This window comes from Sphingomonas sp. 4RDLI-65, from assembly GCF_049472435.1.
Taxonomy (GTDB): Bacteria; Pseudomonadota; Alphaproteobacteria; order Sphingomonadales; family Sphingomonadaceae; genus Sphingomonas.
Genome location: NZ_JBCEBT010000003.1, coordinates 135,896 through 159,187 on the forward strand (window position 1 = coordinate 135,896; position 23,292 = coordinate 159,187).

The 23,292-nt window shown below is 65.9% G+C and carries 23 protein-coding genes and 1 riboswitch; of the genes, 17 read left to right on the top strand and 6 right to left on the bottom strand.

Going from position 1 to position 23,292, the window contains the following annotated elements:
* The first annotated feature begins 212 nt into the window (after window positions 1–212).
* From VH567_RS09015 to pnuC, 7 genes are all read left to right on the top strand, one after another.
* Window positions 213–1,982 carry a tryptophan-rich sensory protein gene (locus VH567_RS09015; protein ID WP_423325252.1) on the top strand — a complete coding sequence of 590 codons (1,770 nt, stop codon included), beginning with the start codon at window positions 213–215 and terminating at the stop codon, window positions 1,980–1,982.
* The gene (locus tag VH567_RS09020; protein WP_423325254.1) at window positions 1,979–2,338 is read left to right on the top strand and encodes a thiol-disulfide oxidoreductase DCC family protein; all 360 of its coding nucleotides are present in this window, start codon (window positions 1,979–1,981) and stop codon (window positions 2,336–2,338) included. The genes VH567_RS09015 and VH567_RS09020 overlap by 4 nt, the downstream gene beginning before the upstream one ends.
* The gene (locus VH567_RS09025) at window positions 2,335–2,829 is read left to right on the top strand and encodes a DUF427 domain-containing protein (RefSeq protein ID WP_423325256.1); all 495 of its coding nucleotides are present in this window, start codon (window positions 2,335–2,337) and stop codon (window positions 2,827–2,829) included. Before VH567_RS09020 ends, VH567_RS09025 begins: the two co-directional genes overlap by 4 nt.
* On the top strand, window positions 2,823–4,301 hold the full coding sequence (locus VH567_RS09030; protein ID WP_423325258.1) for a deoxyribodipyrimidine photo-lyase: 1,479 nt from the start codon (window positions 2,823–2,825) through the stop codon (window positions 4,299–4,301). The genes VH567_RS09025 and VH567_RS09030 overlap by 7 nt, the downstream gene beginning before the upstream one ends.
* 95 nt (window positions 4,302–4,396) lie before the next feature.
* Window positions 4,397–4,506: riboswitch (TPP riboswitch) on the top strand.
* A 32-nt stretch (window positions 4,507–4,538) separates the two neighbouring features.
* Window positions 4,539–6,848 (top strand): TonB-dependent receptor, encoded by a 2,310-nt coding sequence (locus tag VH567_RS09035; protein ID WP_423325260.1) that lies wholly within the window; start codon window positions 4,539–4,541, stop codon window positions 6,846–6,848.
* Window positions 6,849–6,895: 47 nt separating this feature from the next.
* A complete protein-coding gene (locus VH567_RS09040) occupies window positions 6,896–7,999 on the top strand; it encodes a phosphotransferase enzyme family protein (protein ID WP_423325874.1) in 1,104 nt (367 codons plus the stop codon).
* Window positions 7,999–8,553: a nicotinamide riboside transporter PnuC gene (gene pnuC / locus VH567_RS09045; protein WP_423325262.1), complete on the top strand. Its 555-nt coding sequence runs from the start codon at window positions 7,999–8,001 to the stop codon at window positions 8,551–8,553. The genes VH567_RS09040 and pnuC overlap by 1 nt, the downstream gene beginning before the upstream one ends.
* A 27-nt stretch (window positions 8,554–8,580) precedes the next feature.
* On the opposite strand, the gene VH567_RS09050 is transcribed toward pnuC, so the two are convergent.
* Both VH567_RS09050 and VH567_RS09055 read right to left on the bottom strand, forming a co-directional pair.
* On the bottom strand, window positions 8,581–9,531 hold the full coding sequence (locus VH567_RS09050; protein WP_423325264.1) for a 3-keto-disaccharide hydrolase: 951 nt from the start codon (window positions 9,529–9,531) through the stop codon (window positions 8,581–8,583).
* Window positions 9,532–9,554: 23 nt separating this feature from the next.
* On the bottom strand, window positions 9,555–10,559 hold the full coding sequence (locus VH567_RS09055; protein ID WP_423325266.1) for a LacI family DNA-binding transcriptional regulator: 1,005 nt from the start codon (window positions 10,557–10,559) through the stop codon (window positions 9,555–9,557).
* Between the two features lie 125 nt (window positions 10,560–10,684).
* Between VH567_RS09055 and VH567_RS09060 the strand changes: the two genes are divergently transcribed.
* From VH567_RS09060 to VH567_RS09100, 9 genes are read left to right on the top strand one after another with little or no spacing between them, the layout of a single operon-like run.
* A complete protein-coding gene (locus VH567_RS09060) occupies window positions 10,685–11,923 on the top strand; it encodes an MFS transporter (protein WP_423325268.1) in 1,239 nt (412 codons plus the stop codon).
* Complete coding sequence (locus VH567_RS09065; protein ID WP_423325270.1) at window positions 11,920–12,984, top strand: sugar phosphate isomerase/epimerase family protein; 1,065 nt, start codon at window positions 11,920–11,922, stop codon at window positions 12,982–12,984. Before VH567_RS09060 ends, VH567_RS09065 begins: the two co-directional genes overlap by 4 nt.
* Window positions 12,981–14,135: a Gfo/Idh/MocA family protein gene (locus tag VH567_RS09070; protein ID WP_423325272.1), complete on the top strand. Its 1,155-nt coding sequence runs from the start codon at window positions 12,981–12,983 to the stop codon at window positions 14,133–14,135. The genes VH567_RS09065 and VH567_RS09070 overlap by 4 nt, the downstream gene beginning before the upstream one ends.
* On the top strand, window positions 14,132–14,518 hold the full coding sequence (locus VH567_RS09075) for a c-type cytochrome (RefSeq protein ID WP_423325274.1): 387 nt from the start codon (window positions 14,132–14,134) through the stop codon (window positions 14,516–14,518). Before VH567_RS09070 ends, VH567_RS09075 begins: the two co-directional genes overlap by 4 nt.
* Before the next feature lie 13 nt (window positions 14,519–14,531).
* Window positions 14,532–15,455 carry a hydroxypyruvate isomerase family protein gene (locus VH567_RS09080; protein ID WP_423325276.1) on the top strand — a complete coding sequence of 308 codons (924 nt, stop codon included), beginning with the start codon at window positions 14,532–14,534 and terminating at the stop codon, window positions 15,453–15,455.
* Window positions 15,456–15,481: 26 nt separating this feature from the next.
* Entirely contained in the window at window positions 15,482–16,312 is an 831-nt protein-coding gene (locus VH567_RS09085) for a 3-keto-disaccharide hydrolase (RefSeq protein ID WP_423325278.1), read from the top strand.
* Entirely contained in the window at window positions 16,309–16,890 is a 582-nt protein-coding gene (locus VH567_RS09090; RefSeq protein WP_423325280.1) for a gluconate 2-dehydrogenase subunit 3 family protein, read from the top strand. The genes VH567_RS09085 and VH567_RS09090 overlap by 4 nt, the downstream gene beginning before the upstream one ends.
* Window positions 16,887–17,720, top strand: a complete 834-nt coding sequence (locus tag VH567_RS09095) for a sugar phosphate isomerase/epimerase family protein (protein WP_423325282.1) — start codon at window positions 16,887–16,889, stop codon at window positions 17,718–17,720. Before VH567_RS09090 ends, VH567_RS09095 begins: the two co-directional genes overlap by 4 nt.
* Window positions 17,721–17,772: 52 nt before the next feature.
* Window positions 17,773–19,449: a GMC family oxidoreductase gene (locus tag VH567_RS09100; RefSeq protein ID WP_423325284.1), complete on the top strand. Its 1,677-nt coding sequence runs from the start codon at window positions 17,773–17,775 to the stop codon at window positions 19,447–19,449.
* A 27-nt stretch (window positions 19,450–19,476) separates the two neighbouring features.
* Here the strand turns inward: VH567_RS09100 and VH567_RS09105 are convergent, their stop codons facing one another.
* From VH567_RS09105 to VH567_RS09120, 4 genes are all read right to left on the bottom strand, one after another.
* The gene (locus VH567_RS09105) at window positions 19,477–20,220 is read right to left on the bottom strand and encodes a MipA/OmpV family protein (protein ID WP_423325286.1); all 744 of its coding nucleotides are present in this window, start codon (window positions 20,218–20,220) and stop codon (window positions 19,477–19,479) included.
* Between the two features lie 169 nt (window positions 20,221–20,389).
* Window positions 20,390–20,920: a TetR/AcrR family transcriptional regulator gene (locus VH567_RS09110; RefSeq protein WP_423325288.1), complete on the bottom strand. Its 531-nt coding sequence runs from the start codon at window positions 20,918–20,920 to the stop codon at window positions 20,390–20,392.
* Window positions 20,921–21,105: 185 nt separating this feature from the next.
* A complete protein-coding gene (grxB, locus tag VH567_RS09115; protein WP_423325290.1) occupies window positions 21,106–21,750 on the bottom strand; it encodes a glutaredoxin 2 in 645 nt (214 codons plus the stop codon).
* Window positions 21,751–21,882: 132 nt separating this feature from the next.
* Complete coding sequence (locus VH567_RS09120) at window positions 21,883–22,791, bottom strand: LysR substrate-binding domain-containing protein (RefSeq protein WP_423325292.1); 909 nt, start codon at window positions 22,789–22,791, stop codon at window positions 21,883–21,885.
* Window positions 22,792–22,904: 113 nt separating this feature from the next.
* Here VH567_RS09120 and VH567_RS09125 point away from each other — a divergent pair, with 113 nt between their 5' ends.
* Window positions 22,905–23,258 carry a putative quinol monooxygenase gene (locus VH567_RS09125; protein ID WP_423325294.1) on the top strand — a complete coding sequence of 118 codons (354 nt, stop codon included), beginning with the start codon at window positions 22,905–22,907 and terminating at the stop codon, window positions 23,256–23,258.
* The last annotated feature ends 34 nt before the right edge of the window (window positions 23,259–23,292 follow it).

Genomic DNA, 23,292 nt, shown 5'->3' on the forward strand with positions numbered 1-23,292 from the left:
CGCTGTTCGGCGAACGATACCATGGTTTCACACGACATCCCTAAAGCCATGATCGCGCGCGACAGCAAAAATCAATCGAGGCCTATTGCGAGCCACGAAAGCGCATTGCGTAGCTCGACCACCGATCCAATCTCTCCAACGTCCTGCCCGGGTATCGAGGCAGGCGACTTAACATCGGCTCGCCCGTTGTGCGGTGCAGAGGAGAGCGTTTCATGGCCCGCCATATCCTGATCACCGGCGCCAGCGTTGCGGGGAATACTGCGGCGTGGTGGCTGGGTCGCGTCGGGTTCAACGTGACCTTGGTCGAACGCGCGCCGGCGTTTCGCGATGGCGGGCAGAACATCGACGTCCGCGGTTCGGGGCGCGAGGTGCTGCGGCGTATGGGGCTTGAACAGGCGGCGCTGGACCACGGCACCGGCGAGGAGGGTACCGCGTGGGTCGATGCGGAGAACCGGATCGCCGCGCAGTTCCTGGTCACCGATGCCGGCGGCGAAGGCATGACCGCCGAGATGGAAATCCTGCGTGGCGATCTCGCCCGCCTGCTCTACGAACCCGCCGCGCAGCATGTGACCTATCGGTTCGGCGACAGCGTAACCGCGATCGAGCAGACCGAAACGGCGGCATCGGTCACCTTCGCCAGCGGCCGCACGGAGCGTTACGACGCGGTGATCGTGGCCGAGGGCGTCGGCTCCGCCACGCGCGCGCACGTGTTCCCGAACGAGAACGACCCGCGATGGATGGACCTGACCATCGCCTATTTCACGATCCCGCGTACGCCGGACGACGATCGGCTCTGGCGGTGGTACAACACAACCGAGGGTCGCAGCGTGTCACTGCGACCCGATCGCCACGGCACGACGCGCGCCATGTTGTCCGTGCAGCAAGCACCACAGGGTGAGCAGGACTGGAGCATCGCTGACCAGAAGGCATGGCTCCGCGAGCGCTTCGCCAATGCCGGGTGGAAGTCCCAGCGTGTGCTCGACGGCATGGACACGACCGACGACTTCTATTTCGACGTGCTGCGACAGGTGCGGATGAAGAGCTGGTCGAAGGGCAGGGTGGTGCTGACCGGCGATGCGGCATGGTGCGCCACGCCGATCGCCGGCATCGGCACCACGCTGGCGATCACCGGCGCTTATGTTCTGGCCGCCGAGATGGCGCGGACCGACGACGTCGCCGCCGCGTTCGCCGCCTACGAAAAGGCGATGCGGCCGATGGTCGAGGACGCGCAGGGCGTGCCCAAGATCGCGCCGAAGATGATGAACCCGCAGACCCGCACGGGCATCCGCCTCCTGCACACTGCGTTGAACGTCGCCAGCAAACCCGCCGTTCGCCGCGTTACCGGCAAACTATTCGGTGGCCGTTCGAAAGCCCCCGATCTCTCCCGCTACAAGGACATAATCATGGCGCACGACGCCGACACCGCGCGATCGGAACCGCCAATGCCCGCCGATACGCCGCCGTCTAAAGGCCTCTCGCCATTGCTGGCGCTGGGCGCAGTCGGCCTGGTGCTCGGCGCAAGCGCGCTCGTCGGGCGGCGCAATGCACCCGATCCATCGCATCCGCGCATCCGCCGCTGGTATCGCCGGCTCGACAAACCCGAGTTCACGCCGCCCGACGCCGCGTTCGGGGCGGTGTGGCCGGTATTGGAGACGGGGCTCGCGGTCGGCGGCTATCGGCTCTTGCGGCAGCCATCGGGCCCGGCGCGCAATACCGCGGTCGGGCTCTGGCTGCTGAACACCGCGATGGTCGGCGGCTGGACCCAGCTGTTCTTCCGCCAGAAGAAGCTCGGGGCGAGCGCGGTGGCATCGGCCGCGATGGTCGCCTCCAGCGCCGCCTATGTCGCGACCGCCGCCAAAGTCGACAAGCCGGCTGCCGCCACTGGAGTGCCGTTCGTGGCCTGGCTCGGCTTCGCGACCTTGCTCGCCAAACGCATCTGGCGCGATAATCCGGCCGACAAGACGCGGGGTACGAGGACATGAGCCGCGTGACCGTCTGGCATGACGGCAACTGCCCGCTGTGCCGACGCGAGATCGCGATCATGCGACGGCTGGACCGGCGTGGCAGGATCGATTTCATCGACGCGACGGGCGTGGAATCCTGCCCGATCGACCGTGCCGATCTGCTCGCCCGCTTTCACGCGATGGAGGACGGCCGTCTTCTGTCCGGCGCTGCGGCGTTCGCCGCGATGTGGCGGGCGATCCCGGTGCTGCGGCCGTTCGGGCTGCTCGCGCGGCATAAGCCCGTGCTCGGCCTGATGGAGCGCGCCTATCTGGGCTTCCTGAAAGTCCGTCCGCGCTTGCAACGCTGGGCCGGCAAGCAGGAGGTCCGACCATGAAGCCGAAGCCCGATCCGGCAGCCCCCGGCCAGGAGAGCGTCTGGCGATATCCGCGTCCCGCCGTCGTGCAACCGAACGATCGACACATTCGCATCGAGCATGCCGGTATCGTCGTCGCCGACACGCGTGCCGCGGTGCGGACGATCGAAACCAGCCACCCGCCAAGCTGGTACATCCCCCCGGACGCGATCGCGCCCGGCCTGCTCCGTCCCTCGCCTCGGCGTTCGTTCTGCGAATGGAAGGGCGAAGCACGCTATTGGCATGTCGAGATTGGCGGACAGGTCTTCAACGACGTCGCGTGGAGCTATCCCAATCCCACGCCAGCGTTCGCGATCCTGCGCAATCACGTCGCCTTCTACGCGGCCCCGTTCGATCTGTGCACGGTCGACGGCGAGCGCGTCCGCCCACAGCCGGGCGGCTTTTACGGCGGGTGGATCACCTCAGACCTCGCCGGCCCGTTCAAGGGCATACCGGGCAGCATGGGATGGTGACCGCCATGCTGCCACCCGGCCTGTCCGACTGGCGTGAGGCGCCGCGCGTCCGCGCCATGAACGAGATGCTGCTGGCGTCGGACGCACGATACGTGCTGTGCTGGCTCCAGCAGGCGTTGCGCGCACGGGACAATCCGGTGATCGATGCCGCCGTCCGGCTCGGCAATGCGCTCGGCGTGCCGGTGCTCGTCTATCACGGCGTGCGCGAGGACTATCCCTACGCGTCGGACCGGCTGCATCATTTCATCCTTGGCGCGAGCCGGGACGTCGCCATCGGCTGCCGCGAGCGTGGGCTCGCCTGCGTCCAGCACGTCGATCGTGAAGGCCGCCGCGAAAAGGGCCTCGTCTACCGCCTATGTGCCGACGCCGCGGCGCTTGTCGTGGAGGATCAGCCGACCTTCGTCGCGCGCTGGCAGGTCGATCGCGTGGCGGCGCAGATCGCCGTGCCCGTCTACGCGGTCACTGCGGCGTGCTTGGTCCCGCCCGCGGTGCTCGGCGACGATGTGAGCAGCCGGTCGGCGTTCCTGCGGCGCCATGAGCCGGCGCGTGCGGACTGGACGGACTCGCAGGACGAGGCGACCGAACTCGCACCCTTCGATGGCGCGCTGCCGTTCACACCCGATCGGCTTGAAGACATCGACCTGGATGCACTGGTCGCCGGTCTGGCCATCGACCACAGCCTTCCGGTGAGCCCAGCCTTTCCTGCGGGTCGCGCGGCCGCCGAGGCCCGCCTGCTCCGCCTGACCCAGGATGTGCTGCCCAGCTACGCCACTGCCCGCAACGACGCGATGCGCCCGGAAGGCGCCAGCGGTCTCTCCGCCTACCTCCATTTCGGCATATTGGGTCCGCGCGAGGTCATGCGGGCCGTAAATGCCGCCCCGGCGGGCGCCAAGCACACGATGAAATTCGCCGACGAACTACTCGGCTGGCGCGAATGGTTCCACTACCAAGCCCGCGCGCTCAATACACCCGAGACTTACGATCGCGTAGCAGCATGGGCGCGCAACACACTGGCAGACCATGCGAACGATCCAAGGCCGGACGTGGAAGATTTGTCGGCATTGTTGCGCGGCGAGACCCGCGACGAAACCTGGAACGCCTGCCAGCGTCAGTTCGTCCGCTTCGGCTGGATGCACAACAATCTGCGGATGTACTGGGCTAAGCGCCTGATCGCGATGACCCCCGATCCCGAGACGGCATGGGCGACGGCGTGTTACCTGAACGACCGGCTGAGCCTCGACGGTCGCGATCCGTCGACCTACGGCAACATCGCCGCGATGTTTGGCGGCGCGCCCGGCGATCGCGAGCGTCCTGTCTACGGCCGTGTCGCCACCCGCGGCGATGGCTCTACCCGAGGCCGCGACGGCGGTGCCGAGTGGCTCGCCGCCGCTGCATCGCGGCAGGGACCGGCCATCGCGATACCCGCCGATCTGCCCCGCGACCGGTATCTCAAACCCGGCAAGGCTCGTTGAAGCGCCGCCACGAGCTGCCTTCAAGCCGCGTCTGCCACGAGGTCCAGATTATCCACCGATAGCTGTTTCCACGCGCCGTCCGATAGCCTAGACGGCGCGGATCCCCGGGGGGCCGCTTATGCGCGGCTGAGAGGTGGGCTGCAGCCCATGACCCGCTGAACCTGATCCGGCTGAAACCGGCGTAGGGAGGGTTGGCGGCACGTCCGTCGTCCCTCCGTGTGGAGTGGACCTGAGACGATGCCGGCTGTGATTTCGTGCGACAAGATGATGGTTCGGTGCAGCGCACTGGCGCTGGCCGCGGGGCTGCTGGCAGTCCCCGCTGCCGCGTGGGCGCAACAAGTGACCGCAGACCCGGCGGATATCCGCGTGATCGGGCACCGCGATCCCGAGGGGCTGTTGCCCGATCAGACCGATCCCAAGGCCGTAAGCGCGATTTCCGCCGACTTCATCGTCAAGCAGGCACCGACGCTCAACGCGTTTCAGCTCGTGAACCTGTTGCCGGGCGCGAACGTCGCGTCAAGCGATCCCTACGGCCTGTCGACGAGCTCGAGCCTGACGTTGCGCGGGCTGGGACAGGACCAGATCGGCGTCTTGCTCGAGGGGTCGCCGCAGAACGACATCGGCTATTATTACGCCTATCCGTCGCAGTTCGCCGATGCCGAGAACGTGAAGCAGATCGCGTTGGCGCAAGGCTCGGTCGACATCGATTCGCCGACGGTCGGCGGGGCAGGCGGGCTCCTGTCGCTGACGCTCGACGATCCCAAGGCGACGCGGCAGGGCCTCGTCGATCTCTCGCTCGGCTCGTATGATCTGCGGCGCGTGTTCGTTCGGGTCGATACGGGCACGATCGGGAATACGGGCCTCAAAGCGTTCGTGTCCTATTCGAACACCCGCGCGGACAATTGGCGCGGCGCAGGCTATGATACGCGCCAGCACGTCGACGCCAAGCTGCTGCGCGAATGGGGTAACGGCAACCGCGCCAGCCTGGCGCTGTCGTACAATGACGGGAATACGTCGGCCTATCCCAGCCCGACGCTCGCCGACTGGCAAGCGCAGGGCCGCGGGTTCAACCATGACGCGCGCTATACCGCGGGGAACACCAATTACTGGCGGCTCTACCGCGCGCCGTTCCGCAACCTCTACGCCTCGGCGCCGGTGCATGTGACGCTGAACGACCGCCTGACGCTCGACAGCACGACTTACCTCCAGTTCGGCTATGGCAATTCGCCCTACGGCACCGAACTCGCCACCACCGGCAATTTCCTCGGGAGCGAGGAACTGGCGCAGCCGATCGCGCTGCCCGGCGCGGTCGACGGCGTCGCGACGGTGCTTGGCAATTACACCGGCGACCAGATGCGTACCGGCAATGTCAGCAAGCTGACGCTGCAGGCGGGCATACACCGGATCACCGCGGGCCTGTGGTTCGACTATGGTACGGACCGGGTCGCCCAGACCTACACCGCAGTCGACGCCGACGGCGACCCGACCGACCGGTGGGGATATCGCAGCAAGGCGATCCGAACCGCCGATGGCCGCCTGCTCGCCTATGAGAACCAGCGGACCGTCACGGTGACGAAGGCCTTCTTCCTGGCCGACAGCATCGCGCTTGGGCCGCGCCTGACGGTCGATGCAGGCTTCAAGGGCGTCAACCTGCTCCGCAACGGTCGCAACTATCTGCCCGGGCCGCAGACCCGCGTCCGCAAGGACAGCTTTGCCGCCTTGCCACGCGCCGCCATCCATTATGCGCTGGATGATCGCCAGCAGATATTCGCCAACGTCACGACCAATTTCCGCACGCCCAACGAATTCACGCTCTACGACAGCTACGCGGGCGGCGTGGTGTCGACGCGCGGCACGGACGCGCTGAAGAACGAATATTCGGTCTCGCAGGAACTGGGCTATCGCTATATCGGCCCAAGCCTGTCGTTATCGGCGACTGGTTTCCACTATAAATTCCGCAACCGGCAGCTGGCGACAGTGGTCGACGTCGGCGGCGCGCAGGTCAATTCGACGCTGAACGCCGGCGGGCAGACCAGCTGGGGCGTCGATGCGGAGATCGATTATCGCCCGGCAAAGGGTGTCAGCGTCTATGTCTCCGGCGAATATCTGCGCGCGCGGATCGACGACGATCTACCGGTTGGCGGAGACTATCTGCCGACCCGCGGCAAGCGGGCTGTGTCGAGCCCGACCGTGCAGATCGGCGGTGGCGGCACCTATGACGACGGGCGCCTGTTCGGCAGCATCGCCGGCAAATATGTCGGCCGCCAATATGCGACGTTCATGAACGACGAGAGCATCAAGGGTTATGCGACGCTCGACCTGTCGGTCGGCCTGCACCTGGCCGACTGGATCGACGGCAAGCGCACCGATCTGCGCATCAACGCGATCAACGTGACCGACCCGCACGTCCTGGCCGGCGTCCAGTCGGTCAGTACCAACGCCCGCGATGTCGTCGGGCGCGGCGGCACGGTCATTTCGGGCTCTGCGCCGGCCTATTATATCGGCAGCGGTGCGGCGGTGATCGCGACCGTGTCGCGCGGCTTCTGAGCGTGACGGAAGTTGCAGACGCCACCACCGGGCATCTGGTTCACGGCATGGGCACCGAGCTGGAGACGCCCGTCTGGCCTGCGATCGAGGACGATGAAGCCGAAGCGGTGCTGGCCCGGTTTCCCGCGGCGGGTCGTATCGAGGGGTTGCGCTGGCATTCCCCCCGGCCGTTTTCCGCGGCGACGCTGGTCGATACGACGCGGGGATCGTTCCTGCTGAAGCGCCATGATCGCCACGTGCGGTCGGTCTCGGGACTGGCGCAGGAGCACGCCTTCGCTGCTCATCTTGCTGCCGCGGGGGTGTCGGTGCCGGAGGTAATGCTCGCTGAGGACGGCGCTACTGCCATCGCGGTCGGCGAGGGCACGTACGAGCTGCATCGTCGCGCGGCGGGGGCCGATCTGTACCGCGACAGGCCGTCTTGGACGCCGTTTCTGCTGCCCGGCCACGCACACGCCGCCGGTGTCGCGCTGGCCCGGTTGAATCAGGCTTCGCACGGGTTCGATGCTCCTGCGCGCACCGTCCAGCCGCTGGTCGCGAGCTTCACCATTCTGCCCGCCACCGATCCGTTGGCGGCGGCGGAAGCCTATGTCGCGGCGCGTCCCGCGCTGGCCGCGTTTCTGGCGGACCGGCCATGGCGGCGGCAACTGGCATCGCTCTTCGCGGCGTCGGTCAGTGGACTGGCACCGCGGCTTGCCGCGCACCGGCCGTTGTGGACGCATAACGACTGGCATCCCTCCAATCTTCTATGGGCGCCGGATGGCACGGTCGAGACGGTGTTCGACTTCGGGCTGGCCGACCGGACCTGCGCGGTGCACGATCTGGCCACGGCGATCGAGCGGACCGCCATCGCGTGGCTGGAACTGGGAAAGAACGCCGCCATCGCCGACCCCGAGGCTGCGCTGTCGCTGATCGCGGGCTATGCGACGATCCGCCCGCTGGACCCTGCCGAAATCGAGACGATGCTCCGCCTGCTGCCGTTGGTGCATCTCGAATTCGCGCTATCGGAAGTCGCGTATTTTGCCGGTGTCCTCGGCGATCATGTGGCTGCGACGCAGGCTTGGGACCAATATGCGATCGGCCACGCCGAATGGTTCCTGTCGGCATCGGGGCAGGATTTCCTCGCCCGGATCGCCTTGGGTGCACGCGGCTGATGTCGATGCTGGAGATCGTCGCCGTCGTCGTCAGCGTCCTCGCGATCTGGCTGACTGCGAAGCGCAGGATGCTGTGCTGGCCGCTGAATCTCGTCGCCTGCGCGCTGTATTTCAAGCTGTTCCTCGATGTCCGGCTCTATGCCGACATGGCGTTGCAGGCGGTGTTCGGCATCGGCATCCTCTATGGCTGGATATCCTGGACCCGCGGCAGCCGCGATACGGGGAGCGTCGTGGTGATGCCGCTGGCACGATCGCAGGCACTGGCCGGGCTGGCGGCGGGCGCGGTCGGTGCGCTCGCGATCGGATGGTTCACCAGCACCTACACCGATGCGGCCTTGCCGTGGATCGACGCGACGCTCAGCAGTTTCAGCCTCGTCGCGCAATATTGGACGGCGCGTCGCCACCGCGAGAACTGGCTGCTCTGGATCGCGGTGGATATCGCCTATGTCGGGATGTTCGTCGTCAAGGGGTTGATGCTGACCGCGGGGCTCTATGCGGTCATTATCGGCCTTGCGGTCGTGGGGTACAGGGGGTGGCGCCGCGCCCATCCCTGATCGCACGAGTGACGTGCTTCGACCACGTCAGTCGGGCGAACTGCTCGCAACGACGATCTTCGGCAAGCTTCGGATCGGCTCGACGGTAATGCTGCGAAACCACGTCTCGGCGCCTTCCGACTGAAGCTGGATTGGGCCGTGGGTCAGTGGCTGGCGGGTGCCGTCGGGCGCGATCGTCGCGATATCGGTGACCGCGGCAACCGGGACTCCGTTGACGACATGCACGGCGCGATCGCCCAGCACGTAGAGATCGAGCGTATTCCACTGGCCGATCGGACGTTCGGCGTCGGTGGCGGCTTCGACGTTCCATGTCGGGCTGCCGTTGACCATGTCGACCGGTCGACCGCCGACGCGGAAACGCAGATGCGGCGCAATGAGCGACGGGTCGGACGTGACGGTCGTCCGGCCGCGAACCTTGCTCCCGACGACCACGGCCATACCGGTCGAGCCCTTCATGATCTCGAACTCCATCGACGGTTGCCACGTCCCGAACACCTCGCCGGGGGTGCCGTGGCTATGGTAGAGCAGGCCGTTATTGGGCGACTGCCGGTCACGCGGCGCCCATGTCTTCGCACCCCATTTATACTGTAGGCGAAGATGGTAATTGCTCAGGTCGGCGCGGTGGACGAGGCTGCCCCAGGTCTCGCCCTTGATCCAGATTGCAGGGCGGCCGTCGACCTGGCGAACGGCGAAGTCGCCGCTTGTGTCCCGACCGGTACCGATCGGCGTGCTGCCGGGTTCGCCGCGATAGGTCACGGCGGGATCGCCGTAACCGAGCCAGGGGCGCCAGTCGTCCAGGCTCCGCCCGTCGAACAGCGTGATCGTCTTTCCGGCGGCCCGCGGCAGGTCGGTCAGGACGAGGCGCTGACCGCCGGTCGCCGGTTCGCCGCCAATGGCGCGCGCCTGTTCGGTCGAGCTTTGTGCCAGCGCCGCCGCGGGCAATGCGCTGACGGCGAAGAGCAGCCAATTCCTGAACATGAAGATCCTTTCGGTGAGGTCCGTCAAATGCTGCGGGGGGCCGCGGTGCTATTCCGCACCACGAGCTCGTGATCGAGCGTGACCTGATTGAGCGGGCTGTCGACGCCGCGCAGGATATCGACCAGCAATTCGACGGCGCGGCGGCCGATCATGCCCTTGGGCTGCGCGATGGTGGTCAACGGCGGCTGGAAATAGCGGGCGAGCGGCAGATCGTCGAAGCCGATGACCGAGACGTCGGCCGGGCACGACAGCCCCGCATCACCGATCGCGCTGAGTGCGCCCATCGCCATCTCGTCGCTGAAGCAAAAGATCGCGGTGACGTCATGGGCGAGCAGGTCGCGGGTCTGGTCGACGGCCGAGCCGGCGGAATAGTCGCCGACGCGGATGTGCAGGCTGTCTCGCAGACCTGCGCGGCTCGCCGCATCGATCGCCCCGGCGAGACGGTCGCGGCTGATCGGGCTGATCTCGGGGCCGGTGACGACGCCGATCGTGCGGTGGCCGAGACCGATCAGATGGTCGATCGCGTCCGCGCTCGCGGCCGCGTTGTCGATATGGACGCTCGGAACGCCCAGGTTTGGGCTATATTCGCAGCCGTTGACGATCGGCGCGGCTGCACCTTTGCGCGCCAGCAGCGGGGCGAGGCGGTCGGGCAGGCGATGACCGAGGAAGATCAGCCCGTCGACCTCGCGGCGCGACAGCATGTCGGCATATTGATCCTCGACTTCCGGGTCGTGGCGCGTGTCGCCGACCACCACCGAATAGCCGGCGTCGCGTGCCGCCTCTTCGGCGCCGCGGATGACGCTGGCGAAGAACGCGTTGGAGATGTCGGGGACGGTCAGCAGGATCTTGGCGGCGCGCAACGTCCGCAGGCTGCGTGCGGCGACGTTGGGCGCGTACCCCGTTTCGCGCACGACCTCGAGCACGCGCAGGCGCGTTTCCTCGGACACCTGTTCGGGCCGGCTCAACACGCGCGACACGGTTGCAGTAGAGACACCCGCGAGTGCGGCCACTTCGATGATCGTCGGCATGGGCCCGTCATGTAGCCCGTTGTCGGCACTGTCGATATATATCCGATGTAATCCTTTACATTCGTGTCGAGCCTCCGTAGCTTTGCCGTCGACAAGCAGCAAAACTGCGATCGGAGAGGTAGCGAATGGCGCGTGCAGATACTGGATCCCAGGCCACGACTGGCGGTCTTCTGACCGGCCGCCTGAGCGCCATGATGTTCATGCAGTTCTTCGTCTGGGGTGCCTGGACCGTAACACTCGGCCTCGTCATGCAGACCGTCGGCATCGGCAACCTGATCGGCAACGCGTTTTCGGTCGGGCCGATCGCGTCGATCGTCGGGTCGTTCCTGCTCGGCATGGCGGCCGCGCGCTATGTCAGCCCGCGGATGCTGATGGTGATCCTGCACCTGATCGGCGGCGTGCTGCTGTTCGTGCTGCCGTCGCTGGTGACGCCGGAGAATGGCCGCACCTTCGTCTGGCTGCTGCTCTGCTACATGATCCTCTACATGCCGACGGTCGGCCTCGCGAACACGATCGCGCTGAAGAGCTTTGGCGAGCGGACCGACAAATTCCCGTTCGTCCGCGCGTTCGGTACGCTCGGCTGGATCACGGCGGGGCTGCTCATCGGCTGGGCGGGCCTGTCGGCGAGCCCGGAGATTTTTCGCGTCGCCGCAGTCGTCTCGATTGCGCTGGGGCTGTACAGTTTCACGCTGCCGAACGTCACGGCGGATGCGCCGCGCGACGAGAGCGTGCTCCGCCAGGTGTTCTGCGTCGAGGCGTTCGGACTGCTCAAGCAGCGCTCGTTCCTGATCTTCATGACCTGTGCGACGCTGATCTCGATCCCGCTGGCGATGTATTACGCCTATGCCTCGCCCTATGTCGGCGCGACCGGAATCAGCAACGTCGGCGGTACGCTCGCGATCGGCCAGATGTCCGAACTCGTCTTCATGTTCTCGATGCCGTGGCTGTACCGCCGGTTCGGGGTGAAGCCGCTGCTGCTGGTCGGTATGGCCGCATGGGCGTTGCGCTACGCTCTGTTTGCGATCGGCGACGGCGGTTCGTCGATCTGGGCGGTATATCTCGGCGTTGCGCTGCACGGCGTGTGCTATGATTTCTTCTTCGTCGCCGGCGCGATCTATACCGGTACGATCGCCACGCCGAAGGGGGTGAACGCGCAGGCGCAGGGCATGCTGACGCTGTTCACCTACGGCGTCGGGATGTTGCTCGGATCGCAGATCGGCGCGCTTCTGTACGCGCAGCTGCCCGCATCGCCGACGATCGCCGACTGGCAGCATATGTGGTGGTATCCCGCGATCGCCGCGGCGGTGATCGCCCTCCTGTTCCAGTTCACGTTCCGCGATGACACCAGAAAGAATGCAGCATGACCGGTATGAAGGGCCCCGGAATATTCCTCGCCCAGTTTCTGGGTGATGCAGCCCCTTTCGACACGCTCGACGCGCTGGCCGAATGGGCGGCTGGCGTCGGTTACGTCGGCGTCCAGATCCCCTGTAACGCGCAACTGATCGACCTGAAGCTTGCCGCGGAGAGCAAGACCTATTGCGATGATCTTCGCGGCGGCTTGGCCAAGCACGGCATTGAAGTCACCGAACTGTCGACGCATCTGCAAGGACAGCTCGTCGCCGTCCACCCGGCATACGACACGCTGTTCGACGGCTTCGCGCCCCCCGAAGTCCACGGCAAACCTGCCGAGCGCCAGCTCTGGGCGGTCGAACAGGTCAAGCTCGCCGCGCGCGCCAGCGCCAATCTCGGCCTGTCCGCGCACGCGACCTTCTCGGGCGCGCTGGCATGGCCGTACGTCTACCCGTGGCCACAGCGCCCCGCGGGGCTGATCGAGGAAGCCTTTGCCGAACTGGCGCGCCGCTGGACCCCGATCCTCGATGTGTTCGAGGATGCGGGCGTCGACTGCGCCTTCGAAGTGCATCCGGGCGAAGACGTCCACGACGGCGCGACCTGGGAACGCTTCCTTGCCGCGGTCGACAACCATCCTCGCGCACGTCTCCTGTTCGACCCCTCGCATTTCGTGTTGCAGCAGCTCGACTATCTCGACTTCATCGATCGCTATCACGACCGGATTTCGTGCTTCCACGTCAAGGATGCCGAGTTCAACCCGACCGGCCGAACCGGTGTGTACGGTGGCTACGAGAACTGGGTCGACCGCGCTGGGCGGTTTCGCTCGCTCGGCGACGGGCAAGTCGATTTCTCCGCGATCTTCAGCAAGATGGCACAGTACGGGTATCAAGGCTGGGCGGTGCTTGAATGGGAGTGTGCGCTCAAACGGTCCGATGACGGTGCGCGCGAAGGTGCGCCGTTCATCCGCGACCACATGATCCGGTTGACCGAGCGCCCGTTCGACGATTTCGCTGCCAGCGGCATCGATCGCACCGCGATCCGCAAGTTGCTCGGACTGTCGGAGGAGCGCCCATGAGCCGTCTTCGTCTCGGCATGGTCGGCGGCGGGGAAGGGGCCTTTATCGGTGCGGTCCACCGGATGGCAGCCGCGCTCGACGGCGACTGGGATCTCGTCGCGGGGGCGTTCAGCACCGATGGTGGGCGCAACACGCGCACCGGCGCGCTGCTCGGTCTGGATCCCCAGCGGGTCTACCCGACGCTCGATGCTCTGATCGCGGACGAACGTACGTTACCCGCGGACCAGCGCATCGAAGCGCTCGCGGTCGTTACGCCGAACCACCTCCACGCGCCGATGGCAATCGCCGCGCTGGACGCCGGCTTCCACGTATTCTGCGAAAAGCCGATGGCGATGAGCGTCGTCGAGGCCGAAGCGATCGCCGCAGCCGCCAAGGAAAGCGGTCGACTGTTTGCGCTGGCCTTCACGTACAGCGGCTACCCGATGGTCGAAGAGGCACGCGCGCGAATTGAACGCGGCGATTTCGGCGCGATCCGGCTGGTGCAGGTCGAATATCTGCAAGGCTGGCTCAGCCAGCCGATCGACATCGACGGCAACAAGCAGGCCGAATGGCGCACCGATCCCGCCCGCGCCGGGCTCGGCGGCTGTCTCGGAGACATCGGCACGCATGCGTTTCAGCTTGCCGAGCATGTCTCCGGCCTGTCGGTACACTCGGTCTCCGCAGACCTGACGACGCATGTCGAGGGCCGGCGGCTCGACGACGACGTCAGCGCGCTGCTCCGGTTCGAGGGCGGCGCTCGCGGTACGCTCAAGGCGAGTCAAGTCGCGGCGGGCGAGGAGAACGGGCTTCGATTGCGTATCCACGGCGAACGCGGCGGGCTGGACTGGTTGCAGATGGAGCCCAACACGCTGACGCTGCGCTGGATAGACCGCCCGGCCGAGATCGTCCGGACCGGTGGCCCGGGCATGCTCGACGCGACCGCCACGCTGGTGCGTACACCTGCCGGTCATCCCGAAGGCTATATCGAGGCGTTCGCCAACCTTTACCGCGCGTTCGCCTCGGCAATCCGCGGCGATGGGCGCGAGGACGGGGGGCGTTGGTTTCCGGGCGTGACCGATGGCCTGCGCACGATGCGCTTCATCGAGGCGGTGATCGCCAACGCCGGCGCAAACCAGAAATGGACTTCAGTAAATCCGGGAGAGAATGAATGAAGCTGCTCATGGCTCTGGTCGCGGGAAGTATCGCGGTAGTTGCGGCGGTCACGGTCTCAGCGCCGACCACCGCGCAATCCACCGCGGCCGCACCGCCGGCCTTCGCCGCGTGCCGTGCCTGCCACACCGTCGTGAAGGGCGGCAAGAACGGCATCGGCCCGAACCTGTACGGCGTAGTCGGCCGTGCCGCGGCCGCGACGCCCGGTTTCAACTACTCCCCCGCGATGAAGGCATCCAAGCTGCGCTGGGACGAGAAGACGCTCAACGAATATCTGACCGCGCCGCAGAAGAAGGTGCCGGGCACGCGCATGCCGATCGCGACGCCCGATGCCGCCAAGCGCGCGACGATCATCGCGTATCTCAAGGCCGAGGGCTCGAAATGATGGTAATGGTCGCATGACGCTCTCCCGTAGAAATCTGCTCGGGGCTGGGCTCGCGGCAGGCGCCGCCGCGTCGCTGGTGCCGGGCATGGCCGGGGGGCAACGCCGCAGCTCGAACGCCGCGCGCTTCTCGCTCGGCTTTGCGCCACACGAGGGTAGCTTCGCCAGCCGCGGGGGACGGATCGAACAGATCGCCTACGCCGCCGATCAGGGCTTCACCGCCTGGGAGGACAACGAGGCGGCGACGCGGTCGGTGGCCGAGCAGGAGCAGATGGCCAAGGCGCTCGCGCAGCGCGGCATGACGATGGGCGTGTTCGTCGCCAGCATGCCCAAATGGTCCAAGTCGCGGCCGTTGCTCGGCGCGATCGACGGCGCCGAGCGCGAGGCGTTTCTCGCCGACATCCGCGCCTCGCTCGACGTCGCCAAGCGGCTGAACGCGAAGCGGATGACCGTCGTCACCGGCTTCATGGATCCGAAGGTGCCGGTCGATATCCAGACGGCGCGCGTCATCGACGTGATGCGCCGCGCCGGCGATATCGTCGCGCCATCGGGGGCGGCGATGGTGATGGAGCCGCTCAACACGCGGACCAACCATCCGGGCGTCTATATGCAGACGATCTCGCAGGGCTATGCGGTCGCGCGCGGTGCCAACAGCCCGGCGGTCAAGGTGCTCGCCGATCTGTATCACGAGCAGATCCAGTCGGGGAACCTGATCCCGACGCTCGACACCTGCTGGGACGAGATCGGCTATATCCAGTTCGGCGACAATCCGGGTCGCAACGAACCCTCGACCGGCGAGATCAACTTCAAGTCGATCGTAAAGTGGCTGAAGGCCAAACGCTATTCGGGCGTGATCGGGATGGAACACGGCAATTCGATCGCCGGCCGCGCAGGCGAGGATCGCCTGATCGCCGCCTATCGCGAAATCGATGCAGCATGAGGGGGACGGGGATGAGGGGAAGACGCATGAACACCTGTTTGATGGCGAGCGTCGTCACGGCGATGTCTCTGATGACGACGGCGCCAGTCGTGGCCCAAGAGAAGCCGGGCTTCAAGGATACGCCGATGTTGCCCGGCGGCCAGTGGCGCGTCCATGATGCCGATCGGCCCGCGCCGATCGTGGTCGCGCCGGCCGCGACTCCCGGCGGTGCGCCTGCCGACGCGGTCGTGCTGTTCGACGGACGTTCGCTCGATGCGTGGAAGCCCGACCGGATCGCGTGGCCGATCGATAACGGCATCCTGACGATCCCGTCGCGCGCGAAAAGCGGTGGCGAGAACAACCTCGTCTCGAAACAGAGCTTCGGCGACGTGCAGATGCATCTCGAATTCCGCTCGCCCAACCCGCCGACCAAGACCTCGCAGGATCGCGGCAACAGCGGCATCTGGTTCATGCAACGCTACGAACTGCAGATCCTCGATGGCTCGCAGAATCCGACCTATGCCGATGGCACGGTCGGCGCGGTCTACGGCTGGAAGCCGCCGCTGGTGAACGCCGCGCGCCGTCCCGGCGAATGGCAGACCTACGACGTCGTATTCGAGCGGCCCCGCTTTGCCGCCGACGGCATTCTGCTCCGCCCTGCTTACGTCACGGCGCTGCTGAACGGTGTGCTCGTCCAGAACCACCAGGCGATGCTCGGCACGACCATCTGGCGCAAGGTCGCCAGTTACACCGCGCACGCCGATGCCGCGCCGATCCAGCTCCAGGATCACGATTCGCCGGTGTCGTTCCGCAACATCTGGGTTCGTCCGCTGACCGAGGCGGCGATCGCGCAGGACCTGAAGAAGGACGGTAAATGATCGATCGCAGAACTGCACTCGCCGGCGTCGTCGGCATGTTCGGCAGCGCGCTCTTCGCGCCGATCGCGCGTGCCGCGGGTATCGGCCAGGCACCGGGCGCAGCGGCGGGCATCCCCGTCATCAGCGAAGGCCCGCCCGGCGTCGCGGTGTTCACAGCCCCCCAGCGCGCGCTGATGACCGCACTCAGCGAACGCGTCCTGCCGACCACCGATACGCCGGGCGCGATCGCCGCGGGTGTCCCGGCCTATATCGAGAAGCTGCTCGCCGACTGGGCCCTGCCGGCCGACCGCGTGCCGATCCTCGCCGGGCTCGACGCGATCGAGGCGCGCAGCCTGAAGGACTATAAGGTCGCCGGCGCGAAGGCTACCGCGGTTCAGCAGGACGCGCTGCTGACGCTCGCGATGAACGACCAGATCCCGTCGGGCGGCGTCTTCTTCGAGGCGTTCCGACAGCTCGTCATCACCGGCTATTACACGTCGGAAATCGGCATGACGCAGGAGCGCGAATATCTGCCGGTGCCGGGCGAGTATAACGGCCAATTCCCCTATTCCCAGGTCAACAAGGTGTATTCCGCATGATCCTCAGCCGTAGAAACCTGCTCGCCGGCTCCGGTGCGGTCGCAGCCCTCGCGTTCGTGCCGACCGCATCGGCCGCACAGTTGAAGGCGATCGGCCTGCAACTCTACACGATCCGCGATATCTTCTCGAAGGACCCGGTCGGCACGCTCGGGCAGGTCGCCAAGATCGGCTACCGCGAGGTCGAATTCGGCGGTGGCGGCTATGACGGCATGGATCATGCGATGCTGCGCCGGACGATGGACAAGCTCGGCCTGACCGCGCCCTCGGTGCATATCGGCTACGACGCGCTACTCAAGCAGTTCGACCAGTCGGTGACGATGGCCAAGACGCTCGGCGCGACCACCGTCGTGCTGCCATACATGACCGACGAGCATCGCAACGAGGCGGGCTGGACCGCGGCGCTGCCGAACTTCAACAAGTTCGCGACCGACCTGAAGAAGGCCGGGCTGGGCTTTGCCTATCACAACCACGATTTCGAGTTCACCACCAAGCCGGGTGGCGTCAGCCTGTACGAGCGGCTGCTGAAGGAGACCGATCCCGCGCTCGTGAAGCTCGAACTCGATCTCTACTGGGCGCTGCATGCTGGCGAAAACCTAACGACGCTGATCGAGCGGCTGTCGACGCGGATCTACGCTTATCACGTCAAGGACATGCGGCCCGATCGCAGCATGGCGGCGGTCGGCGCGGGCACGGTCGATTTCGGCGCGCTCTTCAAGCTGAAGGGCAGCGCTGGCGTGCGGCATTTCTACGTCGAGAACGATCAGGCCCCCGCGCCCTATCTGCCCGACATAACCACCAGCTTCCAGACGTTGCGCGCGCTTCGTTTCTAACCATGCGCGCTTCTGTGGGCGCGTTGTAACCGAATATTAGGAGAGGAAGATCATGGCCGAGACCAACAGGTTCGACGCGATCGTAATTGGTTCAGGCGTAAGCGGCGGTTTCGCTGCGAAGGAATTGACCGAAAAGGGCCTCCGCGTCCTGATGCTGGACCGCGGCAAGATGGTCGAGCACGGCGAAGGCTACACCTATGACGGCAAGCCCGCCTACGAGGTGCCGGCGCGCAACATCATGCCCAAAGCGCTGGTGGAAAGCGATTATTTCATCGGCAAGCACGGCTATGTCCAGCCCAGCAACCGCGAATTCCACAATGACGACCGGTTGAACCCGTACGCCTATGACGAGGGCAGCAAGTTCTACTGGATCCGGCCGGGCGCGGTCGGCGGCAAGTCGCTGATCTGGGGCCGCTGGTGCTTCCGCTGGAGCCCCGCGGATTTCGAGGCGAACAAGCGCGACGGCATCGATGGCGACTGGCCGATCCGCTATGACGACGTCGCGCCGTGGTACAGCTATGTCGAGAAGTACATCGGCGTCTCGGGCTCGCGCGAGAACCTCGCGCATCTTCCCGACAGCGAATTCCAGCCGCCGATGCCGATGAACGTCGCCGAGAAGTGGCTGAAACAGGGCTTGGAAAGCAAGTTTCCCGGCCGGAAGCTGATCAACACCCGGCTGTCGAACATGACCGAGGACAAGCCCGACCAGAACCGCACGAAATGCCAGTTCCGCAACCAGTGCGGCAATGGCTGTTCGTTCGGCGCCTATTTCTCGACGCAGGCGGTGACGTTACCGGCTGCCCGCGCAACCGGCCGCCTCACGCTCAAGTCGGACTCGGTCGTCACCAACCTGGTGTACGATGCGGCGCGGAAAAAGGTTACCGGCGTCCGCTATATCGATGCGAAGACTGGCCAGGCGGAAACCGTCAACGCCGACCTCGTCTTCCTCTGCGCCTCGGCGATCGCCTCGACGCAGATCATGCTCAACTCGCGCGCGCCGGGGAGCGATCGCAGCTATTTCGACGAGAGCGGCACGCTCGGCCGCTATGTGATGGACCACATCTTCCGCGTCGGGATCGAGGGCGACATCCCCGGCATGGAGGAGTTCATCGAGTTCGGCCGTCGTCCGGGCGGCGTCTACATCCCGCGCTTCCGCAACGTCGGTGGCGACGAGGGTGTCGGCTTCAAGCGCGGCTATGGCTATCAGGGTAGCGCGTTCCGCAACCCGGCAGCACCGGTCGGGTTCGGTGCGTCAATGAAGCAGGGCATGCGCAAATACGCGCCGTGGCGGTTCAGCATGGGCGCGTTCGGCGAATGCCTGCCCTATGCGGACAATCGCGTGTCGCTCCACCAGTCGAAGGTGGATCGGTTTGGGGTGCCGCTCGTCCGTTTCGACGTGACCTTCCGCGACAACGAACTGAAGATGATGACCGACGCGCGGACGCAGGGCGAGGCTATGCTCAAGGCCGCCGGGCTGACCAACGTCAAGAGCACGGAGAAGGAGCACGTCCCCGGCGATGCGATCCACGAGATGGGTGGCGCGCGCATGGGCCGCGATCCGCGCACGTCGGTGCTCAACGAGTGGAGCCAGGCGCATGCGGCGTCCAACCTCTACGTCACCGACGGCGCGCAGATGGCGTCGATCTCCTGCGTGAACCCGTCGCTGACGTTCATGGCGCTCACCGCGCGCGCCGCGGATCATGCGGTGCGCCAGATGAAGAAGGCCTAGGATTACTGGCCTTCGCCTGCGCGGCGATCACAAACGATAGGTCGCCGTCAGGAACCCCGCAGGTTGAGTCTTGTGCTCGACCTGCGGGCTGTCGTTGACCTTGCCGAGCAGCGTGGTCACCGTTCCGGTCGCGCTCAGCGAGATCCGGTTCGTCAGGCGGTATGACGCGGTCAGCGCTGCCGAGGCGTCCTTGAACCCTGCGCCCGTGTTGAACCGCGAATACCCGGTCGCGGCCGCCTCGGCGGCGGTCACGCCGAAATACCCGTCATTGTATTTCCGGTCCGCCCAGGTCGTCCCCAGCGTCGGGATCAGCGAAAAGCGCGACGTTACGCGGACGGGGTAGGACAGGCTGACGTCGGCAATCGTGCCCTTCGTGCCGCCGGATACGATCTTGACCACGCCGACCGTCGCGACCAGGCCTTGCGTGTGGACCGTGGCGAACAGCCTTGCGCCGACGCCGTCGCTCAGCCGATCGATCCCGATTGGAACGTCTTTCCGACGATAGCCTTGGACGAAGACCATACTCGCGCCGATCGTCAGCGCGTCGCCGTCGATCGGGGTCACGCCGATGCCGTTACGCAGATTGGCGAAAAACCAGCCCTGCTTGATGTCGATCGCCGGAATCGGGATCACCCGATACGAATCCGCGCCTTGGTAGGCGGGCGCTACCGCGGCACCGACGCCGAGGACGACGCGGTCGGGTTCGCGCGCGTCCGCCGTCGCAGCCTGGAGGGAGACCGTCGCTACGGCCGCGAGAGCCACGCGTCGCACACAAGTCTGGATCCGGCTGCTGTCTGGCATCGATGTCACCCTTTTCGCGTGGTCGAGCGAGGCGCCTCGATCCCGGGCGGGATACTGCGACACCGTCACGAAGCGACCATTAAGATACATACTGTATCCTATCTCGCATCGGTTCCGTCAATAGGGCGCGGTCCGATTTTCAGGGCGTTCGCTCCCGCACGATCAGCGGCAGAAATATGGTGTCGACGATCTCGCAGATTGCGTCGTCGGTGATCTGGCGCTGCGTGATGATCACCTCGTGGAGGACCAGGCTGGTGGGCAGGCGCAGGATCCGCGGCGTCAGCTTTTCAGGCGCGACCTCGCCTCGCGCCACGGCCCTGTCCAGCGCGTCGCGCATCGGCATCTCCCGGAACCTGCCATCGGCGAAACTGACGTCCTCCGATGCCATGTCGTCGCTCATCTCGAAGATCAGGCGCGTCAGATGCGGCGGGGATCGATCCGCGAACGCCCGCAGCAGGAGACGGAGTTCGTCGCGTAGATTGCCGAGGTCGGGAACGCTGACGGGGTTCAGCCGCAGGTGATGGGCGATCGCCGCGAAGGCCAGCATCAGCTTGGTACGCCAGCGGCGGTACAGCACCGGCCGGCTGGTCTGTCCTCGCCGCGCGACCGCTTCGAAACTGAAGCCGACATAGCCGCGCTCGGCGAGTTCCAGCCATGCCGCGTCCAGCAAGGCTTCCTCCAAAGCGCTGCCCCGGCGGCGCCTCGCTATCTCTTCCGTCATTACCCAGCCCTCGATCCCGTGATGCTGGATATCGCAGCATTCCCATCGACGATGTCATGCGCCGAGTATGATGCCGTTCGCAACGTGGGAAGATGCCGGGCGCCGGTGAGCGCCCGGCAATCGCTAGGATCGGTTCAAACCGCGATGCTGTCGTGGAGATCGACGCCGGTCCGCTCGGCCATCCGCAAGCGATATGCCTCGACGGCGGGCGGATAGACGATCCCGCGCACGATCGACAGACTGCGAAGGCTTGCGAACAGGTGGATGTCGTCTTCCGAAAGCACGCCGTTCACCGCGTCGGGCGAGAGGACCAACGGCTCCAGGGCCAGCAGGTGATCGTTCAGCGTGGCGATATAGTCGGGGCTGGCGGCCAGGTGATCCTCGAAGCTGCCGATCATGGCCTCCTTGTTGCGCGTGAAATAGGCGCGCGCCTCGGGTGTCGAGAATTCTTCCAGATCGGCGGACGCCCAGCGCGGCAGCGCCAGCCGGAACAGCGGCTCGGACACGTCGGTAAGCCACTGCGCCACGGCCGGGTTGCGGGGGCCGGACAGGATCTTGGTCCCCGACAGCCCGTCGACATGCGCGACGATGTCCATGCTCTCGGCGATGAAGCGCCCGTCATGCTCGAGGATCGGCGCCATCTTCTTGCCGATCATGCTGACCGGCGTGGCTTCGTCGTCGTTCAACAGGATGGCGAGATCGAAGGGGACGTCCTTCAGCCCGAAAATGGCGCGCGCCTTCACGCAGAACGGGCAATGATCGTAGACGAAGAGCTTCATGAGATTGAACCTGTGAAGGGGGGGCGACGCAGAAATGCGTTCATGCCCCTGATTTACGGTGGCCGCGGACGCTTTGAAGTAGCCGCGTGGCTATTCTGAGTAGAGCGTCGCGCTACCGTCCGGCGGAGAGAGTCAGCTCAAGGCCCCCCGCGCCGCCTCCGAGACCAGCCGGTCGACGACGTGCCGGACCCGCGGCGTGAGGTGCGCGCGGCGTGGCCAGACGGCGTGGACCTCGACCGGGACGGTGGACAGATCGGTCATCACCGCCTCCAGTTCGTTGCGGCGAAGGCGTTCGCGCACCATCGAGATCGGTACCTGGCACAGGCCAAGCCCCGCGACGGTGGCCTCGACCATCGCTTCGCCGTCGCTGATCTGGTGCGTGACCGCGGGCGTGATCTTTCGGATCTGGCCGTCCTCGTGCACGATCCAAGCGAGGGGAGGGCCCTTCGGCGAGCCCACCACGCAGCGATGACCCCGCAGCTCGGCACTGGTTTTCGGTCGCCCGTGCCGGTCGAGATAGAAGGGCGCGGCACAGATTACGCGATCCTGATCGACGAGATGGCGCGCGATCAGATTGCTGCTGTCGGCGAGCGGCCCGAACCGGATGGCGAGATCGACGTCGTCCTGCAGCAGGTCACTGGTCGCGTCGGTGAACGTCAGCGCCAGGTTTAGATCGGGATGCGCGCGCGCGATGTCGGTCAGGATCGGCAGCAACACGCTGCGCCCGAAGGCGACGGGCATGTCGATCCGGAGGCGCCCGCTCAATATGTGTTCGGACGACGACAGCGCGGACTGCGCGGCGGTGACCTCGTCCATCGCCGACGCGCAGGCCGCGAGATAGGCCTCGCCGTCGGATGTCAGGCGGCTCAGCCGGGTCGTACGGTGGAACAGCTTGGTGCCGAGCCTCGCCTCGAGCTTGGCGATCGACTTGCCTACTGCAGACTTAGTGATCCCGAGCCGCTCGGCCGCGAGCGTGAAGCTGCCGGTACGCGCGGCCGCGACGAACACCGATACGCCCTGCAAGGGATCCTGCTCGGCCATGGTAGCCATCCGTTCCACTTAGAGTTGCCGTCGGGCACCTTTATAGCGGTTTATTCCGCCGTACATAGGGGCAGCAACACCGCGCCACCTTGGCACGATCCGAAGGACAGACCATGCACGACGAAATCTATTCGATCTATCATCTGACGATCAAGCCGACCAACTACGACGCGTTCAAGGCGCTGGTCGAGCAGATCGTCGAGGCGACGTCGAAGGAAGTCGACACGACGACCTACGAATATGTCGTCAACGCCGACCGCACCGCGATCCACATCGTCGAGAAGTATCGCACCAAGGGCCTGCTGCCCCACGTCGAGCAGACCTTCTCGCCGTTCGCGGAGCGCTTTCTGGACCTGGTCACGATCGACGCCCTCTATGTCTATGGCGAGACGACGCCGGAAATCCGCGCGAAGCTCGATGGCTTCGGCGCGCAGTATCTGACGCCGTTCGCTGGCTTTTCGCGGTAATCACAATGCCGGCGGGGCGATGATCGTCGCCGCC

What these genes read in the sequence shown, in the direction of transcription:
- VH567_RS09015 (WP_423325252.1), top strand. Translation starts at nt 213, where the DNA reads ATGGCCCGCCATATCCTGATCACCGGCGCCAGCGTTGCGGGGAATACT.
- VH567_RS09080 (WP_423325276.1), top strand. Translation starts at nt 14,532, where the DNA reads ATGACGCTCTCCCGTAGAAATCTGCTCGGGGCTGGGCTCGCGGCAGGC.
- VH567_RS09020 (WP_423325254.1), top strand. Translation starts at nt 1,979, where the DNA reads ATGAGCCGCGTGACCGTCTGGCATGACGGCAACTGCCCGCTGTGCCGA.
- VH567_RS09125 (WP_423325294.1), top strand. Translation starts at nt 22,905, where the DNA reads ATGCACGACGAAATCTATTCGATCTATCATCTGACGATCAAGCCGACC.
- grxB (WP_423325290.1), bottom strand. Translation starts at nt 21,750, where the DNA reads ATGAAGCTCTTCGTCTACGATCATTGCCCGTTCTGCGTGAAGGCGCGC.
- VH567_RS09095 (WP_423325282.1), top strand. Translation starts at nt 16,887, where the DNA reads ATGATCCTCAGCCGTAGAAACCTGCTCGCCGGCTCCGGTGCGGTCGCA.
- VH567_RS09030 (WP_423325258.1), top strand. Translation starts at nt 2,823, where the DNA reads ATGGTGACCGCCATGCTGCCACCCGGCCTGTCCGACTGGCGTGAGGCG.
- VH567_RS09100 (WP_423325284.1), top strand. Translation starts at nt 17,773, where the DNA reads ATGGCCGAGACCAACAGGTTCGACGCGATCGTAATTGGTTCAGGCGTA.
- VH567_RS09075 (WP_423325274.1), top strand. Translation starts at nt 14,132, where the DNA reads ATGAAGCTGCTCATGGCTCTGGTCGCGGGAAGTATCGCGGTAGTTGCG.
- pnuC (WP_423325262.1), top strand. Translation starts at nt 7,999, where the DNA reads ATGTCGATGCTGGAGATCGTCGCCGTCGTCGTCAGCGTCCTCGCGATC.
- VH567_RS09060 (WP_423325268.1), top strand. Translation starts at nt 10,685, where the DNA reads ATGGCGCGTGCAGATACTGGATCCCAGGCCACGACTGGCGGTCTTCTG.
- VH567_RS09040 (WP_423325874.1), top strand. Translation starts at nt 6,896, where the DNA reads ATGGGCACCGAGCTGGAGACGCCCGTCTGGCCTGCGATCGAGGACGAT.
- VH567_RS09065 (WP_423325270.1), top strand. Translation starts at nt 11,920, where the DNA reads ATGACCGGTATGAAGGGCCCCGGAATATTCCTCGCCCAGTTTCTGGGT.
- VH567_RS09025 (WP_423325256.1), top strand. Translation starts at nt 2,335, where the DNA reads ATGAAGCCGAAGCCCGATCCGGCAGCCCCCGGCCAGGAGAGCGTCTGG.
- VH567_RS09055 (WP_423325266.1), bottom strand. Translation starts at nt 10,559, where the DNA reads ATGCCGACGATCATCGAAGTGGCCGCACTCGCGGGTGTCTCTACTGCA.
- VH567_RS09035 (WP_423325260.1), top strand. Translation starts at nt 4,539, where the DNA reads ATGCCGGCTGTGATTTCGTGCGACAAGATGATGGTTCGGTGCAGCGCA.
- VH567_RS09120 (WP_423325292.1), bottom strand. Translation starts at nt 22,791, where the DNA reads ATGGCCGAGCAGGATCCCTTGCAGGGCGTATCGGTGTTCGTCGCGGCC.
- VH567_RS09070 (WP_423325272.1), top strand. Translation starts at nt 12,981, where the DNA reads ATGAGCCGTCTTCGTCTCGGCATGGTCGGCGGCGGGGAAGGGGCCTTT.
- VH567_RS09085 (WP_423325278.1), top strand. Translation starts at nt 15,482, where the DNA reads ATGAACACCTGTTTGATGGCGAGCGTCGTCACGGCGATGTCTCTGATG.
- VH567_RS09090 (WP_423325280.1), top strand. Translation starts at nt 16,309, where the DNA reads ATGATCGATCGCAGAACTGCACTCGCCGGCGTCGTCGGCATGTTCGGC.
- VH567_RS09050 (WP_423325264.1), bottom strand. Translation starts at nt 9,531, where the DNA reads ATGTTCAGGAATTGGCTGCTCTTCGCCGTCAGCGCATTGCCCGCGGCG.